Below are 490 nucleotides of genomic sequence, written 5' to 3' on the forward strand. Positions count from 1 at the left end.
ACGGCGAAAAAGAAAATCACCCTCAACGCAGGGGGCAGTTACATCACCCTTGATCAAAGCAGCATCGAGTCTGGGACTCAGGGGGACTACCTCATCAAGTCGGCGCACTTCGATTTCCTGGCTCCAGCCCAACAAATTCTTGATATGCCGCAGCTCCCTCAATTTACCGAGCATAGATCCAAGGCCAACGGGCCTGCGGATTTCTCTGGCTGATCCCTAGCGAACCAGGAGCGAATCACATCATGGCTAACTTGTTCTCTGTTTTTTTTAACATTTTAAACCCTGGCCGCACGGCGCCGATTTATGTGCCGGACGCTCTGTCTTCAACAGCGCCGCAGATACCGGCGGTAGGGACTTCCGCGTTAATACAAACAAATACCAATACGCTGCAACCGCTGAAAAGTTGGAGCCACCCCTTCAAGAGCAAGAGCAATCCATTACTGCAAGTGACCCAAATGGCCAAGGCAGCCGCGGGTTACTACCCATTGGG

At 52.4% G+C, this 490-nt stretch carries 2 protein-coding genes; both read left to right on the forward strand.

Annotated elements, in window-relative coordinates:
- A partial coding sequence (locus AOA60_RS13870) for a DUF2345 domain-containing protein (protein WP_143522435.1) occupies positions 1–213 on the forward strand: 213 nt, incomplete at its 5' end.
- A gap of 29 nt (positions 214–242) precedes the next feature.
- Positions 243–490 (forward strand): hypothetical protein (locus tag AOA60_RS32260; protein ID WP_143522436.1); only part of this gene is annotated, 248 nt, incomplete at its 3' end.

The sequence above is a fragment of the Pseudomonas sp. 2822-17 genome (assembly GCF_002742485.1).
GTDB lineage: Bacteria > Pseudomonadota > Gammaproteobacteria > Pseudomonadales > Pseudomonadaceae > Aquipseudomonas > Aquipseudomonas cyclaminis.